Origin of the sequence: Bacillus cereus group sp. RP43 (genome assembly GCF_040459645.1) — a bacterium.
Taxonomy (GTDB): domain Bacteria; phylum Bacillota; class Bacilli; order Bacillales; family Bacillaceae_G; genus Bacillus_A; species Bacillus_A mycoides_C.
Map to the genome: position 1 here is coordinate 2,311,041 of NZ_JARVHQ010000001.1, position 16,830 is coordinate 2,327,870.

Genomic DNA, 16,830 nt, shown 5'->3' on the forward strand with positions numbered 1-16,830 from the left:
TGAATATAACAAGGTGATATATATCATTGTTCCTTTGACGAAATATAGTAAAGATAATCGTTCCTTCTTTCTGTAAATGATGTTATGTTAAAAGTAACGATTCAGTCTTTCTTATAATAAGAGTTTTTAGAAAATCAATATTTTGCGTAATTTGACGAGGTGTTAATGAAATGAAATCGTACACACAATTTGAACGAAGAAAACACATACTAGATGAATTAGAAAAGTATAACCGAGTGATGGTAAATGATTTAGCAAAGGTATTAAATGTTACAACAGAAACGATACGAAGAGATTTAGATATGTTGCACAAGGAAGGGCAGCTTACGAAAATACATGGTGGTGCAATTAAGAAGAAAGATCAAACACTAGAATTTCATTTTGATAAACGTCGATCTGAGAATATTGAAGAAAAACGAAAAATTGCAATGGAAGCAAGTAAAATTGTAGAAGATAATGATATTATCGCAATTGAAATTGGGACAACCACAATGCAAATTTTAGATTACATATACGATAAAAAGAATTTGACAATTTTAACAAACTCGATACCAGCTGTAAATAAAATTATTGAGCTGAAAGACCAGTATGATTCCTTTGATTGTAGGTTAATAGTCATAGGGGGAATATTGAATACGAATTCCTTAGCATTGTCTGGAGAAATGACGTTAAACTATCTGGATCATTTCACTGTTAATAAATTATTTGCTTCTTGTGATGGTATTTCATTAGAAAAAGAACTGACATGTTCGTATATTGAAGATGCACAAATATTTAAGCAGTTAAAGAATAATGCAAAACAAGTTGTAATGATGGCTGATGAGTCAAAGTTTAATTTAACAAAGTTTTATAAAAGCGGGAGTTTTAGTGATATAGATGCATTGTATACGAATGCAAAGCTTGATGAATCATGGCAAAATGTGCTAACAAGTAATGGGGTTGAAGTAATAACAGTATAGAAAAACTAAAAGAAGACTATTTCTTAGTAAGTTGAGAAATGGTCTTCTTTTCTTGTTTATATGTTGTTTTATTTTGTTAATTTGTTGTTTTTTTACAATTAGTTAACAAATTAACAACATTGTGTTAATAATGTACCCGTACAATATGAATTAGGAGGTGGCAAGAATGCAAATAAAACTATCAAAAGCTGTGTTCTTTTTACTACCAGTTGGAATACCTCTAATCTTGTTTTGGATTATTCCGAATTTCATTAGTTTAGGTATTAGTTTTACTGATTGGGATTTTATGACGAATGATTTTAACTTTGTTGGTTTAGAAAACTATTTTAATTTATTTACACAAGATTCTTTTATGCAAGCATTGCTCAATACGTTTTATTTCGGAATTGGAACAGTCATTCCAACAATTGCATTGGGCTTAGGTTTCGCATTATTCTTCCGAAAAAAATTTAAAGGTTCCGCATTGTACCAATTAATGATTTTTTCACCTTGGGTAACGCCAACAATAGCTGTATCCATTGTGTGGTCACTTTTATATGAACCTCAATTTGGAGTTATTAATAAAGTGCTAAACTTTTTCGGGATACCAGGTTTGGACTGGCTTCAAAGTAGTCAAACAGCGATGTTAGCAGTCATTATTATGACGGTTTGGAAATTAGTTGGTTGGACAATGATCTTCTATATCGGTGCATTAGAAAAAGTTCCAGATAGTTTATATGAAGCAGCTAGTATTGATGGGGCAAATTCATGGCAGAAATTCCGATATGTAACACTGCCGATGGTTTCATCAACAACTTTCTTCTTAGTTGTCGTCAATACAATTTCTTCGGTGCAGGCTTACGATCAAATAAAGATTTTAACACAAGGTGGGCCTAGTGGTTCGACGCGTACGTTACTGTATTTATTCTTCCAACAAGGGTTTGAACAGTTTGATATGGGATCTGCAACAGCAATCGCATTTATCATACTAATTATTACAATTTTCCTATCTGTTATTAACAAAATAATAGGTGATAAGTGGGTGAACTATTAAGGTGAATAATATGAAAAAAGGTCCATTAATCGTAAAGCATCTCTTTTTAGCATTATCAAGTATACTATTTGTTTTTCCGTTCATATGGATGGTACTTGGTTCGTTTAAAACATCTAGTGAAGTATTACAAGGAGGTTTTTGGCCTAAAGAATTTCACTGGGAAAATTATCGGCAAGTATTAGACATACTACCATTTAACACATATTTATTTAATAGTTTTTATACATCTTTCATCATTACTATATATGTGCTCGTTTCATCTGCACTGTTTGCTTATATGTTAGCATTTTACAAGTTTAAAGGTAAAAATATTACATTTAGTGTCGTGATGGCAACCTATATGATTCCTGGAGCTGTTTCGTATGTTCCTGTATATGTAATGTTAGGGAAATTCGGGCTACTTGATTCACATTTTGGATACATGATTTCTATGGCTGTTAGCGTATTCGGTATTTTCTATTTAAAACAATCGTTTCACAAAGTTGGTTTTGAAATAGTAGAAGCAGCCAAAATTGATGGAGCAAGTGATTGGCGTATTCTTTGGAAAATTATTTTTCCAATGACACGATCATCATTTGTAACACTAGGATTGGTCACATTTATTGGTAATTATAATAATTACGTCTGGCCAGCTCTTATATTGAAAGATAATACGCAAAAGTTAATTACGAATGGAATTGCTGATTATTTCATTAATAGTTCCTTAGGGCGAGATTGGTCACACATTATGGTTGCAAGTACAATCGCAACAGTGCCGCTCTTAATCGTATTTTTGATTCTACAAAAATGGTTCTTATCTGGTGTTACTGATTCAGGAATAAAGGGGTAATTAAATAGTAAAGGAGAGTTGTGGGATGAAAAAATTATTCATGCTTCTAACAGTTATAACACTGTTTGTTGGTGCACTTGCGGGTTGTTCAGGCGGAAAAGGAAGTACGGTTAAAGCGAGTAAAGAAGGGGAGAAGGTTGTTGTTCCATTCATTAATGGAGTAGGGGGCTCTCTTGCAGATCGTGTAGATAAGATTGTGGAAGAATACAATAAAAGTCAGGACAAATATGTAGTGAAAACGACAAAAGCGGGTAGCTACGATGAGTCATATCAAAAGTTACAAAGTGGCTTTGCAGCGAATAACCAAGAAGCAATTGCATTACTAGGTTCTGATGTCATTCAAGAATATGCTAAAAAACAGTTAATCGCACCTATAGATGAATATGTTAAAAATGATACTAATTTCAAAAAAGAAGATTATGGAAAAGGGTTTATGGAGCAAGCAACAATTGACGAGAAGTTGTATGGAATTCCATTCTACGGTACAACGCAAATTCTTTATTACAATAAAAAAGCATTAGCAGAGAATGGCTTTACAAAAGTTGATTTAAAGACGTGGGAAGGTGTAGAAAAGGTAGCAAAAACAGTCGCAAAACGTGGTGAAAATGGAAATGTGACATATGCGGGCTGGATGCCAATGTGGGGAACTTCCAATTTAATTGATGCGGTTCGCAGTGCCGGTGGAAACGTATTAAGCGAAGATGGTAAAAAAGTATTAATTAACGATGACACTTGGGTTTCGGTATGGGAGAAATTCCGTACATGGCTACATGAAGATAAAATTATGAAAATACATTCAGGTGGTACTGGATGGGAATATTGGGATAAAACTGTAATTGATTTAGTTGAAGGTAGAACATTAGGATTTACAGGATCATCTGGTGATCAAGGATTTGTTTTTAAATCATTAGGTAAAGGAATGACGGAAGAAGAACGTCTTAACACTTTTGAAGCATTACCTCAACCAGCTTGGGGGAATAATAAACCAGCGCCAAAATTAGAAACATACTTATTCACATTAACGAGAAATATTGATCCAGAAGTAGCAAAAGGCGCGTATGACTTTATGAAATTTGCGACAAGCACTGAGAAAACGGCTGAATGGTCAATGGCAACAGGCTATATCCCTGTTCGTAACAATGTAACAGATTATGGTCCATATGCTGAATTCGTTAAAAAACAACCACAAGCATTAGTTCCATTAGAACAAGCTAATAATAATGGAGTGGGACCATTTGTAGATCCAACGGGCGGTAAAATTAATGACGCCTTAAATGTAGCGAAAGATAAAGTAGAGATTGAAGGAGTTCCAGCGAAAAAAGCATTAGATGAAGCAGCTAAAGTTGCGCAAGAAGAGTTAGATAAAGTTCTGAAAAAGAAGAAGTAATATTACCAACATGAGGTGCTTTTGAACGAAGGAAGTGCCTCTAAAATTCCATCATTAAAACGTAAAAAGGTGTGAGAACGATGATCGAAATAACAAGTACGATAACACTCTCTCCATTCGTAAAAAATAAACATTGTTTCCAAATGGATGAAACTGATATTAAAAATTTCACATTAACTATTGATCAAGGGGACAGCCGGAAAATCCCGCTTTTATTAATCTTGCGAGACCCGAACGGTTATGTACGTATACAATATCAAACTCCAGTTACAAATGAAAAACTAGTCGTTTCGAAAGATTTAAAGTTTTGTTCCGCAGGTTGTAGTGGAGGAGAAATAGAGTCAGGTAATTGGGAATTAGAAGTCGTCTATATTCCGCATTGTGCAAAGAAAGTAGTAAAGTTTACCGGAGAAAAAGTTGACTATACAGTAAATATAGTAGTGAACGATCAGTTGGAACGTAAGTATAATAGAGATCATTTTTGTAAGGGAAATGTTTTTATCGATGAAGACCGTTTTAATAAGGTAGTAAATGAAGAATATCGCTGGTACAAAGGGGATTTTCATGAACATACAGATTTAACAGACGGAGAGATAGATGATGAACTTGGAATGACAGTATGTGAAAAACAAGAATTAGATTTTTTATATGCGACGGAACACAATATTGTTATGCCATCGTATCAAAAAGGAAACACATTAATTATACCATCTATGGAACTTACAACTCCTTTCGGTCATTACAACATATTTGGTATAAGAGAATTCATTGATTTTACAGAGTATGTAGATGAAGCATTTAGCGCTGAAAAAATGAATGCACTATTTTTACTCACGAAAGAAAAAGGCTATTTATTGAGTGTGAATCATCCGTTTATGAAGCCTTGGGCGAACCAAGTGAATATTAACTTAGAAAATGTTCATACGATGGAAATTATGTGTGATCCAACTTATAAAAAAAGTAAATCATCTACTTTAGAAGCTTTGCGTTGTTTCGATCAAATGTGGTCAAATGGTCTTAAAATCTGGGGAATAGGAGGAAGTGATTCTCATTTACATCCGTCTAAAACCTTCCCAGGATCAAAAGACCCATCAATTTACGGTGATCCAGGAACATATGTATTATGTAACGGTTTATCAATTAAAAACTTAAAATTTGCGATCAAAAACGGAAGAATTTATTTCTCTCGATTTAGAAAACTAGCGATAGATATTCAAAACGAAGGTGAAACGATTTATGTCGGTGATGAGGCTAAAGGAAATATTATTTACAACATTGCTACTGACAAACCGTGTGAGTGGAGACTACTTATAAATGGACAAACGATTGAAAAAGAATACGGAAGCGATGTAACCTTTGCATTCTCTTTAAATGAAGGGGCGTACGCTAGAGTTGAGGGATGGGAAGAGGACGAATTAGTAGCGTTTATTAATCCTATTCATAATAAAGTTCAGTATAAAAATATAAAAACATGGAATGAAGTTATAGGGGGAATAAAAGGTGAATAAAGCGATTATTTTTGATAAAGATGGAACATTAATACAGTTAGATTCAGTTTGGTACAAGATTGTGCATCGTGTGTTAGATGATATATTTCAAACGTATCCAAATGAAAAAAGTAAACGAGATGATTACTTATCGATTATTGGTATGAATGATAACGATTTTGAGAGTACGAGTTTACTAGCATGTCGCACAAATTACTTCATTGCGGCTGCATGGTATTCGTTGTTAGAAAATCAACATGTGAATAAAGAGGATTTTATTCAAAATGTATGTCTTCTATTCAAAAAGTACTCTACAGCAGATGATCTTGTATTTACAGAAGTGGAAGGTGCAAAGGAAACGTTACGATATTTAAAAGACAATGAATATATTATTGGGGTTGTTACGGCAGACGATGTTGATGCAGCGATTCATTCTCTAAAAATGACTGAGTTATATGATTATGTAGATTTTTTAGGTGCAGATGACGGTGTGAATAGAACAAAACCTGAAAGTGACTTTTATCATATGTTTAAAGAAAAATTTTCATTAACTGAAGAAGATGTACTAATGGTAGGTGATACATTAACAGACGTTACATTTGCGAGAAATAGTAACATTAAAGTAGTGGGCGTCTTATCGGGTGCAAGTAGGAAAGAAGATCTAGAAGGGAAAGCGGATTATATTTTAGACAGTATGAAGGATATTTCGAAGATTTTATAATTCATGTCATCATAATTTTTAACAATATCTATAAATATAGCTCAAATTCTAGGAGGATATTATGGCTCAACTATCATTCAAAAACATTTACAAAAAATATGATCATGATGTGACAATCGTAAAAGATTTTAACCTAGAAGTAAATGATGGAGAATTTATCGTTTTGGTTGGCCCTTCAGGGTGTGGGAAATCTACAACATTACGTATGATTGCAGGACTTGAAGAGATTTCAGAAGGCGACTTTTATATTGACGGAAAACGTGTAAATGATGTTACACCGAAAGATAGAGATATTGCAATGGTATTTCAAAACTATGCACTTTATCCGCATATGAGTGTGTATGAAAACATGGCATTTGGATTAAAACTAAGAAAGTATAGTAAAGAAGAAATTGACCAACGTGTGCAACATGCAGCAAAAATTCTTGGGCTTGAGCAGTATTTAAGCCGAAAGCCAAAAGCACTTTCAGGTGGGCAGCGTCAGCGTGTTGCCTTAGGCCGAGCGATTGTTCGAAATGCAAAGGTATTTTTAATGGACGAGCCTTTATCAAACTTAGATGCGAAATTGCGCGTTCAAATGCGTGCTGAGATTACAAAATTACACAAGCACCTGCAAACAACAACTGTGTATGTTACACACGATCAAATAGAAGCTATGACGATGGCAACGCGCTTAGTTGTACTAAAAGATGGTATTGTACAACAAGTCGGTACACCAAAAGAAGTGTATGATAATCCAGAGAATGTATTTGTTGGCGGATTCATTGGTTCTCCTGGAATGAATTTTTTCAAAGGAGTATTAACAGATAATGCAGTTATGATTGATAAGTGGAAAATTGAAGTGCCGGAAGAGAAGATGAAAGACTTGCGAAATAACGGCTATACGAATAAAGAAATCATAATAGGAATACGTCCAGAAGACTTTTATTATGGAAAAGCAATCGAGGCTTTGTCATATAACGCAAAAGTAACAGTACCGATTGATGTAGCAGAATTAATGGGGGCAGAAACATATCTATATTCTAACATTAATGGACAATCTTTTGTTGCACGTGTGGACACATCTTTAGATGTGCAAAGTCAATCAAATATAGAGCTCGGTTTAAACATGGACAAAGTTCATTACTTTGATTCAGAAACTGAGAAACGGATTGTTTTATAGATAATAATTAATATGATTATACCTTTAGAATTTCTTCAACTACTACAAATAAATGAATAGCAAAAAGCCGATTATCCTTTAGATTACAGGGAATCGGCTTTTTTATATAAAAGATTGCTTAGCGTATATTATCAAGACCTAAATCCAAAAAACCCTTAAAATATCACGCTCCTAACATATTGTATATGACTAATATGTTAGGAGCGTTTATTTTTGGTAATGAGTTTTGAAACTGAATTTGAATAGTATTTTTCTCAATCTGGATAAAAATAAGGAAAGTACCATAAACGGTCGTTTTGGGTACTTTCCTTATTTTTTTGTAGGTTTAAATTAAAGCTCGATCAAAAACATGTATTAGAAACATATAATTTTTCTTATTTAATTAACAGCGGATAGGTGTCTGCAAATAAATTATATCAATCAGAAGTTGTCTACAAAGAAATATGTGATTCTAAAATTGTTGCGGAACTAGCCGTTGCATACCGAAAGACGAATATAAACCTAGAGTTACAAGAGTTTTTGAAAATAGCGAAAGGCAAGGCGATGAACACATTTACAAAATGACAAAACTGTAAGAATGCACGAATGTATGTAAGAAAGTTCGATGTTTTCCTTTTTCTTTTTTTATTATAGTGAAAAAGAAGAAAGAAGAAGGAGATGTCATACTCATGGTGATGCCTATTTTTATGAAAGTAAAAAAGCGTGGGAGAGGAAGGAAGATGACGCTTTCTCAGCTCGCGTTTAAAAACGTTAGTCGAAATATACGTACGTATGCCGCTTATTTTTTAAGTGAAAACGTCATGTTAGAGGAAGAAACAGTACATTCACATAGTTAAGAAGTAGTTAAGTCCCATTTAAACCTTTTTTCCCATAATAAAATTATAAGCGTACAAGAAGGTTGGTATTTTTGGATGAGTACAATAATCAAAACTATTCATGTAATGAAGGTATATGGCAATCAGTTAAACACCTTACTATAAAGGAGGGATTTGAAAATGTCTTTTTCTCAATTCAATATTGATATTTTTCGAGCAATTAATGATTTAGGTAAACAATATTCATTCCTAAACTCAGCCATGGTATTTTTGGCAGAATATATGGTATATATTTTTGGTTTAATTATTATAGCTTATTGGTTTACCGGGTCCAGAAAAAGTAGGGTGATGGTTATTCAAGCGATGGTTGCTTTTGTGATTGCTGAGGTGATTGGAAAAATAGCAGGGAAATTTCATTTGAATTATCAACCGTTTGCAGTATTGCCTGATGTTAATAAACTTGTCGACCATGCTGTAGATAATTCATTTCCTAGTGACCATACGATTCTCTTTTTTTCGATTTGTTTTTCGTTTTGGATTGTTCGTAAAAAGACTGGATGGTTATGGATTATACTTGCATTTTGTGTAGCGATCTCTCGTATTTGGGTAGGGGTTCATTATCCTTTTGATGTTGCAATGGGGGCTTTAATAGGATGTGTTTCAGCGTTATTTTCGTATTGGTTAGTACCGAAATTTTCTTTTATCAAGCAATTGCTTACTCTATATGAAAGAGTAGAGAAACATGTTTTACCATCCAAAAACAAATCAAAGGGATTTTGAGTATACAAGTATAAAAGTTAGCGTGAAAGATACAGATGCTGACGACCTATATACGGAATGTATTCATGTTGCAGCTATTGCTGAACAAATTAAAGAGCAACAATAAATGAAGAAGGCTTCTTAATTTGTTGTGTTTGTGGATGTGATAAGCGCCCAGGTTTTAGGCAGTGTTGCGGTTCTCTTTCGTTGCAAAGTAAACGTCAAGTAACTTCAAAATATACAATACAAGTTGGTTTTGGAGTTATTTTTTGTTTGCTTCACTTTTTTTCGGCACTCTACAGCTAGATGGTATTACTGACACGTACAAGTTATCAACAATCTTTATGTTGAAAGAATCTTAGCGTACGAAAATCGCTTTTTGTTGGCAGTGCCCTGTCACAATCAAGCTGAGAAAAACAAATAATCCAAAACGAGAAAATTCTTAAGTTGATGGATGTGTGATGCTACTCCTATGTTAAGGTTCGAGTCATTTTAAACAGCAACCTCTATATTGAGTGGTGTTAAAGCGACCTATATGATAAAAAAGATGTATCGCTTGTAAAAAATTTCATCACCTTGAATGAGCTAATACGACAAGAATTCGTGTTGGGCCTAATTAGGGAAGGCAGTACAGATTAGTATATAGTATACAAGCATTCCCTTTCTATAAATACGGTATGTTTTTAATATAATTAAAAGAAAATTTTTGTGTTCTTTAATATGATGTGACATAATACCAGTTTTTTTCTATTTTTGTGATTTCTTTATATTCATTATTAAAGTCGTATTTGTTTGGTCTAGTATCATTTGGTGTGTAAATAAATCCTGAAAAATTATCTAATATACCACGATAAGTAAAAAAGAAAACAGAAATACTATTTTTATTTTGTTGAATAATTACATCCCCACCGTTTTTGGAAGTGGATGCAAAATGTTTAGGTAAATGAATTTGTCTACTATCATAATGAACATTAGGAGTTAATTCTTTATGTTCTATAAGTGCTATAACTTTTTCACGGTCTTCTTTATAGATAATAAAATCTAAATTTATATAAATCTCATTAAATGGTATACATATCCAAGTAATTACTATGATTAGTTGAATAATTAACGGTTTCCAATTTTTGTATTTGATGAGGTGTATGATTGTGAAAATTAATATTAAGAAAAACAATCCATGAACTATTATTGAAAGAAACGGCATAACAAATGGGGTAAGGAATTCAACTAAATACCATTTAAAAAAATGATAAAGTATAAGAGCGATACCGCTTATTAATGTAATTTTGGTTAAATGCTTATTCAAATTTTGAATCTCCTTTATATACTAAAAACTATGTGATTTTAGTATGAATATAAAATATTTTTTCATAAATTTACCTTGTTTTCATTTTATTAACTTTGCATGATTAATATTTTGAATATATCATAAATTTAAAATTAAATAAACGGACATTAAATTTTTATATTTTATATAGAATAACCGTTAAATAAAAGTGAAGGAAGTTTTCAAAATAGACTAGTTTTTTATTTTAAATGTAATTTGATTTGTTTCATGAAATAGATCCAGTTCCGGTAAAATCAGTTGCAACAAGTGAACATTACGTTCATCGATAGATTAAGGGGGAAACTAAGAGGAGCATATCAAAGTCGGTGACACCGACTTATGGGACAGCTCACTTCTGGTTGTGGAAACGGGGCAGTACAGAAGTGAAAAAAACTCTGTGTTTCTTTTAAATTAATATATTTATTTGGAAAAACTTTGGGGTTTACGGCACAAATGCTCCTTCTATCCTATAATAGAAGCTATTTTGGACGTAAGCAATTTGTAAGGAATGAGTAAGAAAAAAGAGATTTTCATAGTATAAAATATTTATTATACCTACGTATAACACCTACTACTAATAATGTGTTATAATACGAATTAGCAACATAAAGGAAAGGAATTAGAAAAAATGACCTTACAAAATACTAAAAATTTAAAAAAACAAGTTGCTCCTTTTGAAAAATCAACGGCAAAAAAAAGTGTTTGGCAAATCATCAATACGGTAGTGCCATTTATTATCTTATGGTACCTTGCTTATAAAAGTTTGTCCGTTTCTTATTGGTTAGCATTAGTTCCATCTCTGTTAGCCGCTGGATTTATGACACGGGTTTTCATTATTTTTCATGATTGTACCCATCATTCTTTCTTTAAAAGCCGTCGTGTAAATAGAATAGTAGGGACATGTATGGGTGTTTTAACTTTATTCCCGTTTGATCAATGGGGGCATGAGCATTCCGTTCATCACGCTACAAGTGGTAATTTGGATAAGCGAGGTACAGGAGATATTTGGACCCTTACAGTGAATGAATATTTAGCAGCGCCATTTAGACTCCGTTTAGCATATCGTTTATATCGCAATCCATTGGTTATGTTTGGTTTAGGTCCGATTTATGTTTTCCTACTTAAAAATAGATTTAACAGAAAAGGTGCTAGAAAGAAGGAACGCATGAATACCTATTTAACGAATGTTTTAATTGTTGCTTTAGTAGGGTTACTTTGCTGGGCAATCGGATGGAAATCGTTTCTTTTAGTACATGGTTCCATATTCTTAATAGCAGGTTCAATAGGTATTTGGCTGTTTTACGTACAGCACACATTCGAGGATTCTTATTTTGAAGAAGATAAAGAGTGGGAATATGTGAAAGCGGCAGTGGAAGGAAGTTCTTTTTATAAACTTCCCAAAATCCTGCAATTTCTAACTGGTAATATTGGGTATCATCATGTTCACCATTTAAGTCCAAGAGTACCTAACTATAAACTAGAAGAGGCACACAATAATGCGCTTCCTTTAAAAAATGTACCAACGATTACTCTTGCTACAAGTTTGCGGTCACTCCGTTTCCGTCTTTGGGATGAGCAAAGTAACAATTTTGTTAGCTTTAAAGATGTTAAAAATTTAGTGAAAAACAATGTTTCTATTCCAGTAAAATCAGAACTATAACTTCATCAAATATGACTGACTCCCCTTAATCATTTTCGATTTAAGGGGAGTTTTTGTTTAACTAGTAGATGCACGATATGGTGAAAACTTAAATGATTTAAATTGTAATTGCGGAGGATTAGGAAATAGTAGGTATTAATATAAGAAGACGATAAAATTATTATGTTAACTATTTTGGGCGATTGATATTACTTTTTTCAATAGATATTATGCTTAGTCTCTGAGTATATTTCATCTGCTGTGCATCATGTCTTACAAGAAACGTATGATTTAAAACTTAATACAATCTGCAGCAAATACATATGAAAATGATGTTACCTTAATAAATAAAAGGGTATTACGCTATGAAATAAATGATAATAAGAATAGGTGAATTATTTTAGAATAACAAAATACAAAACGGACAAACTCAATTATCCTTGAATTTGTCCGTTCAGTTACGGGTGAAAAAGGAGGAGTATGTAAATGGAATATGCATATAGTCTAAAACTATTTAAAGATATGTGTATTCAGCTAAAGTGATCTCTTTTACAGTTTTTACTCTTTAGTTTGCCTAGATAGTTCAACAGACTTTTGTGTACAACGCTGCATAGCTGAAATGATGGCTGTTCGTAAGCCTTTTTCCTCTAATGTTGCTACAGCTTCTATTGTCGTTCCGCCTGGAGAACAAACCATATCTTTCAATGCACCTGGATGTATTCCTGTTTCTAGTACCATTTTTGCAGAGCCTAACACAGCTTGAGCTGCGAATTTATATGCTTGATTTCTTGGCATACCATCTAATACAGCTGCATCTGCCATCGCTTCTATAATCATATATACATATGCTGGCGAAGAACCACTTACAGATGTTACAACATCCATTAATTTTTCACTTACGATCTCTGTTTGACCAAAACTATTGAAAATGATTAGTACATCTTCTAAATCTTTTTCTGTCACCATTTCATTAGGACATAACGCAGACATTCCTTCTCCAACAAGAGCAGGTGTATTAGGCATTACTCTTACAACCTTTAACTTTTTATGAAAAGCATCCTCAGTACTTTTGATGCTTTTTCCTGCAGCGATCGTTACGACGATAACATCGTTTTTTATCACTTCTTTTATTTCGTTAATTATTGATGCGTATAGGTCTGGTTTAATTGATAAAATTAAAATATCAGCATTTTTAGCTACTTCATTGTTGTCAGTTGTTGTAGTTAGTCCATATTTTTCACTAGCATTTTTTAAATTCGTAGTGTTTAAATCTGAACAAATGATTTTATTTGAAGGCACTATATTTTTGTTTATCATCCCGCCAATCATAGCCATCCCCATATTTCCGCATCCGATGAATCCAATTTGTTTGTCCATAATAACTCAATCTGGCTCCTTTTATAATAAATTATATCGGTCTGATATTGTTATTCTAAAATAATAATGATATCTCCATGCAATATAAAGAAACATTTTAAGAGAGTGTGTGCCTTTTTGCAATACAAAATATAAAAATAAATTATATTCGACATTATGTAAGTATACGCATTATATTTAAAGATTGTATATTATCCCGCTATTTGTGGGCAGTAAAACTCCCACCTCAAAATTCAGGTGGAGCAAAGAAGTTAGGTGGGAGATAAACTGCCCGTAAACGCCTTCACTTTATATACCTTGGTATGGAGAACAATATATGTTATCAATCGCATGAATGACAGGAGAGATTTTTTTCAAGATTTTATGTTTATGAATATGAGTATAGTTATATCAATTTTCACTATCATCCAGTATGTCCATAATCTCATACAAGAAATTTGTCACCATATTCATTTTGCAAAATACCTCTTGACACAAAAACGAACTATATAGCATAATATAAAAAAATTAAATTGAAAATCGTTGAAGGGAATTAGTACATATGTCTTCTTACGAAAGAGAGTGGAATTCACCGGCTGAAAGATTCCTCGTATAGAATGTATCGAACCTATCCCTGAGTCTTAAATGAAAGTTTAGGCGTTCGCCTGCGTTATAGGCGCCAAGTGGATATCTATGTATATCAATTAAGGTGGTACCGCGGAACAATGACCGTTTCGTCCTTTTTATTTTATTAAGGGCGAAGCGGTCATTTTTATTTTGCCCTTTAGTACTATAGGTGCAGCATTGATGAGGATAGACATAGCTGCAAACTGTATAAATAAAAGTGTAATTTATAAAAACTTTGATTTTAGACTTGGGGGATAAAAAAGTGAAAAAACAACGAATTGTTGTAAAGATTGGGAGTAGTTCCTTGGCAGCGAGTCATGGAGGCATCTGTAAAGAACAACTTTCAGATCACGTTGCCGCATTGGCACGATTGAAAGAGGAAGGGCATGAAGTTTTGTTGATTACATCCGGGGCCGTCGCTGCAGGTTTTTCTGCTCTAGGGTATCCTAGCAGACCTGTGACAATTAAAGGGAAACAGGCTGCTGCCGCTGTCGGGCAAAGTTTATTAATGCAGGCATACACGGAAGAATTCCGTAAATATGGTATCGTTACTGCACAACTTTTACTAACGAGAAGTGATTTTTCTAGAAAAGAACAATACAGTAACGCTTACGCTACTTTAGGAGAGCTACTAAACCGTTCCGCTCTTCCTATAATCAATGAAAATGATTCCATTTCTTTAGAAGAGCTGACGTTCGGTGATAATGATATGCTGTCAGCTTTAGTAAGCGGACTGGTTTCGGCAGATATGCTCATGATTTTTACCGATGTGAACGGTTTATATGACCAAAATCCTCAAAAAAATGCGGATGCAAAAAAATATCATTTCCTTCCTGAGGTAACGGAAGAAATTGCTTCTTTTGCAGGAGATGCCGGCTCAAAACTTGGGACTGGCGGTATGAAATCAAAAATCGATGCTGCAAAGACGGCACTATCTCTTGGAGTGAGTGTATTTATCGGAACGGGATGTGGACAGGAGAAGTTTTTAGATGTTATGAAGGGCAAAGGTGATGGAACATATATCGGGAATGCTCCTCAAAAATTGATTAAGATGAACAAGCAATGGATCGCCTTGCATTCGCTTGTTAGCGGACAAATTGAAGTAGATGCGGGGGCAGCCACTGCCATCATTCAACATGGAAAGAGTTTACTTCCTGCTGGTGTTACTAATGTATCAGGATTTTTCCAAGTGGGTGAAGTTGTGGAGGTAATCACGCAACAAGGGCGCGTAATAGGAAAAGGACAATGCACATATAGCGCAGAGGAACTAAGGAATTTAAAAGGTATGCAAAGCCAAGATATTCAAGCAAGAGGCGAAAGACATAATTATGAAGTCATCCATAGAGATCACTGGGTTTCATTTTAAGAAAAGAGAGCACTCAAATTTTAATGGGCAGGAAAGATTTAGATACTGGTGTTAAATGGTTCTCAAATAAAAACTGATTAACCTTAAAAAGGAGGAAATAAAAATGAATGAAGTGTTGGCAAAGGGGAAAAAGGCGAAAGAGGTTGCTAGAGAACTTGTGCTTAAATCTACAAATCAAAAAAATGAAGCACTTGCTGCGATTGCTGATCAGCTGATAGTAGAAACAGCTTATATTTTAGAGGAAAACAAACAGGACATTGAAGAAGGTAAGGCAAAAGGATTTTCTGAGTCACTTCTTGATCGCCTTATGCTGAATGAACAGCGTATCATTGATATGACTGAAGGAATTAAGCAGCTAATTGATTTACGTGATCCTGTTGGAGAATGTGTAAGTGCATGGGAAAGACCAAATGGATTATCTATTCAGGAGATGCGCGTACCACTTGGTGTTGTCGGAATGATTTACGAGGCAAGGCCGAATGTGACAGTGGATGCTGCTACAATTTGCTTAAAAACAGGAAACGCAGTAATACTACGTGGTAGTTCTTCTGCTATTTATTCTAACAAAGCCATCGTTAGCGTTATTCACCGGGCGCTCAAACAAACAAGCTTGCCTTCAGAAAGTGTACAGCTCATAGAAGATACAACACGTGATAGTGCAAAGCAGTTGTTTACATTGAATGAGTACTTGGATGTTCTTATCCCAAGAGGCGGCAAGCAGTTAATAGATACTGTAGTGAGAGAAGCATCTGTTCCAGTACTTGAAACAGGTGCGGGAAATTGTCATATTTTCATTGATGAAACAGCGGATAAACAAATGGCATTTAATATTATTATAAACGCAAAAACGCAGCGTCCATCTGTATGTAATGCAATTGAAACGATTATACTTCATGAGAATTGGGCGCAGCAATTTGGTAGCGAGCTATTTTCTTCCTTGAAGGAAAGAGGCGTGGAGCTACGTGGTGATAATAAAGCATTGGCAATTGATTCTTCTATTGCATTAGCTTCAGAAGAAGACTGGGAAACAGAGTTTTTATCTCTTACACTGGCGGTTAAAGTGGTTTCCTCAGCGGAAGAAGCGATTCATCACATAAATACGTATGGATCCATGCATTCCGAAGCGATTATTACAGAGAACGAGGAAAACGTCAGTAAGTTTTTCACATCTGTTGATGCCGCAGCACTCTACCATAACGCATCGACTCGTTTTACAGATGGATCTGAATTCGGATTCGGTGCAGAAATTGGCATCAGTACACAAAAGCTACACGTAAGGGGACCAATGGGGCTACCTGCATTGACTTCCACAAAATATGTGATTCGTGGAAATGGACAGATTCGGGGATGAAAATTATAAAAG

16 protein-coding genes and 1 other annotated feature are annotated in these 16,830 nt (G+C 34.1%); of the genes, 14 read left to right on the forward strand and 2 right to left on the reverse strand.

Features of this window, described 5'->3' with window-relative positions; all coding sequences use genetic code 11:
• The first annotated feature begins 170 nt into the window (after window positions 1–170).
• From QCI75_RS12170 to QCI75_RS12220, 11 genes are all read left to right on the forward strand, one after another.
• Window positions 171–959 (forward strand): DeoR/GlpR family DNA-binding transcription regulator, encoded by a 789-nt coding sequence (locus QCI75_RS12170; protein WP_144506331.1) that lies wholly within the window; start codon window positions 171–173, stop codon window positions 957–959.
• Between the two features lie 166 nt (window positions 960–1,125).
• Entirely contained in the window at window positions 1,126–1,992 is an 867-nt protein-coding gene (locus QCI75_RS12175; protein ID WP_144506330.1) for a carbohydrate ABC transporter permease, read from the forward strand.
• A 10-nt stretch (window positions 1,993–2,002) separates the two neighbouring features.
• Window positions 2,003–2,821, forward strand: a complete 819-nt coding sequence (locus tag QCI75_RS12180) for a carbohydrate ABC transporter permease (RefSeq protein ID WP_144506329.1) — start codon at window positions 2,003–2,005, stop codon at window positions 2,819–2,821.
• A gap of 25 nt (window positions 2,822–2,846) precedes the next feature.
• Window positions 2,847–4,208 (forward strand): extracellular solute-binding protein, encoded by a 1,362-nt coding sequence (locus tag QCI75_RS12185; RefSeq protein WP_353760561.1) that lies wholly within the window; start codon window positions 2,847–2,849, stop codon window positions 4,206–4,208.
• Window positions 4,209–4,288: 80 nt separating this feature from the next.
• A complete protein-coding gene (locus QCI75_RS12190) occupies window positions 4,289–5,716 on the forward strand; it encodes a CehA/McbA family metallohydrolase (RefSeq protein WP_144506327.1) in 1,428 nt (475 codons plus the stop codon).
• Window positions 5,709–6,416 (forward strand): HAD family hydrolase, encoded by a 708-nt coding sequence (locus QCI75_RS12195; RefSeq protein WP_144506326.1) that lies wholly within the window; start codon window positions 5,709–5,711, stop codon window positions 6,414–6,416. Before QCI75_RS12190 ends, QCI75_RS12195 begins: the two co-directional genes overlap by 8 nt.
• Before the next feature lie 61 nt (window positions 6,417–6,477).
• Complete coding sequence (locus QCI75_RS12200; protein WP_144506325.1) at window positions 6,478–7,578, forward strand: ABC transporter ATP-binding protein; 1,101 nt, start codon at window positions 6,478–6,480, stop codon at window positions 7,576–7,578.
• Between the two features lie 396 nt (window positions 7,579–7,974).
• Entirely contained in the window at window positions 7,975–8,142 is a 168-nt protein-coding gene (locus QCI75_RS12205) for a type 2 periplasmic-binding domain-containing protein (protein ID WP_186320891.1), read from the forward strand.
• Between the two features lie 68 nt (window positions 8,143–8,210).
• Window positions 8,211–8,414 carry a hypothetical protein gene (locus QCI75_RS12210; RefSeq protein ID WP_353760562.1) on the forward strand — a complete coding sequence of 68 codons (204 nt, stop codon included), beginning with the start codon at window positions 8,211–8,213 and terminating at the stop codon, window positions 8,412–8,414.
• Window positions 8,415–8,573: 159 nt separating this feature from the next.
• The gene (locus QCI75_RS12215) at window positions 8,574–9,173 is read left to right on the forward strand and encodes an undecaprenyl-diphosphatase (RefSeq protein WP_144506324.1); all 600 of its coding nucleotides are present in this window, start codon (window positions 8,574–8,576) and stop codon (window positions 9,171–9,173) included.
• Complete coding sequence (locus tag QCI75_RS12220) at window positions 9,136–9,279, forward strand: hypothetical protein (protein WP_186320890.1); 144 nt, start codon at window positions 9,136–9,138, stop codon at window positions 9,277–9,279. The genes QCI75_RS12215 and QCI75_RS12220 overlap by 38 nt, the downstream gene beginning before the upstream one ends.
• A 588-nt stretch (window positions 9,280–9,867) precedes the next feature.
• Here QCI75_RS12220 and QCI75_RS12225 read toward each other — a convergent pair.
• Complete coding sequence (locus tag QCI75_RS12225) at window positions 9,868–10,458, reverse strand: hypothetical protein (protein ID WP_144506323.1); 591 nt, start codon at window positions 10,456–10,458, stop codon at window positions 9,868–9,870.
• A gap of 649 nt (window positions 10,459–11,107) precedes the next feature.
• On the opposite strand from QCI75_RS12225, the gene desA reads away from it, so the two are divergent.
• Window positions 11,108–12,139, forward strand: coding sequence for a Delta(5) desaturase DesA (gene desA, locus QCI75_RS12230; protein WP_144506322.1), 1,032 nt, complete (start codon window positions 11,108–11,110; stop codon window positions 12,137–12,139).
• Window positions 12,140–12,676: 537 nt separating this feature from the next.
• Here the strand turns inward: desA and proC are convergent.
• A complete protein-coding gene (gene proC / locus QCI75_RS12235) occupies window positions 12,677–13,495 on the reverse strand; it encodes a pyrroline-5-carboxylate reductase (RefSeq protein ID WP_353760563.1) in 819 nt (272 codons plus the stop codon).
• Window positions 13,496–14,008: 513 nt separating this feature from the next.
• Window positions 14,009–14,219: a binding site (T-box leader), on the forward strand.
• Window positions 14,220–14,363: 144 nt separating this feature from the next.
• Here proC and proB point away from each other — a divergent pair.
• Window positions 14,364–15,467: a glutamate 5-kinase gene (proB, locus tag QCI75_RS12240; protein ID WP_144506338.1), complete on the forward strand. Its 1,104-nt coding sequence runs from the start codon at window positions 14,364–14,366 to the stop codon at window positions 15,465–15,467.
• 103 nt (window positions 15,468–15,570) lie between these two features.
• On the forward strand, window positions 15,571–16,818 hold the full coding sequence (locus QCI75_RS12245; RefSeq protein ID WP_353760564.1) for a glutamate-5-semialdehyde dehydrogenase: 1,248 nt from the start codon (window positions 15,571–15,573) through the stop codon (window positions 16,816–16,818).
• Window positions 16,819–16,830: the final 12 nt, after the last annotated feature.

Excerpts from the sequence above, each read along its gene's own strand:
- QCI75_RS12170 (WP_144506331.1), top strand. The coding sequence starts at position 171 with ATGAAATCGTACACACAATTTGAACGAAGAAAACACATACTAGATGAA.
- QCI75_RS12220 (WP_186320890.1), top strand. The coding sequence starts at position 9,136 with ATGTTTTACCATCCAAAAACAAATCAAAGGGATTTTGAGTATACAAGT.
- QCI75_RS12175 (WP_144506330.1), top strand. The coding sequence starts at position 1,126 with ATGCAAATAAAACTATCAAAAGCTGTGTTCTTTTTACTACCAGTTGGA.
- proC (WP_353760563.1), bottom strand. The coding sequence starts at position 13,495 with ATGGACAAACAAATTGGATTCATCGGATGCGGAAATATGGGGATGGCT.
- QCI75_RS12200 (WP_144506325.1), top strand. The coding sequence starts at position 6,478 with ATGGCTCAACTATCATTCAAAAACATTTACAAAAAATATGATCATGAT.
- QCI75_RS12245 (WP_353760564.1), top strand. The coding sequence starts at position 15,571 with ATGAATGAAGTGTTGGCAAAGGGGAAAAAGGCGAAAGAGGTTGCTAGA.
- QCI75_RS12190 (WP_144506327.1), top strand. The coding sequence starts at position 4,289 with ATGATCGAAATAACAAGTACGATAACACTCTCTCCATTCGTAAAAAAT.
- QCI75_RS12185 (WP_353760561.1), top strand. The coding sequence starts at position 2,847 with ATGAAAAAATTATTCATGCTTCTAACAGTTATAACACTGTTTGTTGGT.
- QCI75_RS12215 (WP_144506324.1), top strand. The coding sequence starts at position 8,574 with ATGTCTTTTTCTCAATTCAATATTGATATTTTTCGAGCAATTAATGAT.
- QCI75_RS12180 (WP_144506329.1), top strand. The coding sequence starts at position 2,003 with ATGAAAAAAGGTCCATTAATCGTAAAGCATCTCTTTTTAGCATTATCA.
- desA (WP_144506322.1), top strand. The coding sequence starts at position 11,108 with ATGACCTTACAAAATACTAAAAATTTAAAAAAACAAGTTGCTCCTTTT.